General features: G+C 62.3%; 1 protein-coding gene. It reads left to right on the plus strand.

Annotated elements, in window-relative coordinates:
- Positions 1–642: DUF4123 domain-containing protein (locus HP566_RS06365; RefSeq protein WP_249976429.1), on the plus strand; the 642-nt coding region annotated here is incomplete at both ends.

Raw genomic sequence — 642 nt, forward strand, 5'->3', positions numbered from 1 at the left:
CCACGCCCCCGGTGCACTACCAGGAAACCGCGTGGGGCCTCCTGTTGGCCCCCCATCAGCCCCCGCTATGGGCGGTTATCGACGGCGTTAACTGCCGGGAGGTCATGGCGCGCCTTAGCCAAACCGATGCACAATATACCTGCCTTTACGCCTCGACGAACGCCACCACCCAAGCCACCGCCCCCTGGCTGGTACGTATTGAAGCAGACAGCGAGATCCGCCACTGGTTGGAAAGCCTACCCCAGGACCAACACTGGGGGATATTGCTGCAATCAAACGCCACCTTAAAGCAACTGCGCAGCCATTTGCGCAAGTTCACCCTGCTCTGGACCCCCGCTAACGACCAGGCCCCGGTCTACTTCCGCTTCTACGACCCCCGGGTTGCGCTGGACATGAGCCAGGCGCTGGAACCCTGGAAGCTGGCCGCCTTGATGGCCCCCTTTGAGGCCCTGATCATCCCCGCCTCGCCACATATGGTGCTGCCACCCGAGCTGACGTTAACGCCCGCCGTTGAGCTCGATACCCCGGCAAGCGAAGTGCAGGGCAGGTTAGTGCATATCGCCCTCAGCGAAGATACCCGCGCAGCCAATGGGCAAGGACGGCAGTTTTCCATTGGGGATACCGAGTACCAGCGCTTTGGCG

Source organism: Vreelandella olivaria, assembly GCF_023507745.1.
GTDB lineage: Bacteria > Pseudomonadota > Gammaproteobacteria > Pseudomonadales > Halomonadaceae > Vreelandella > Vreelandella olivaria_A.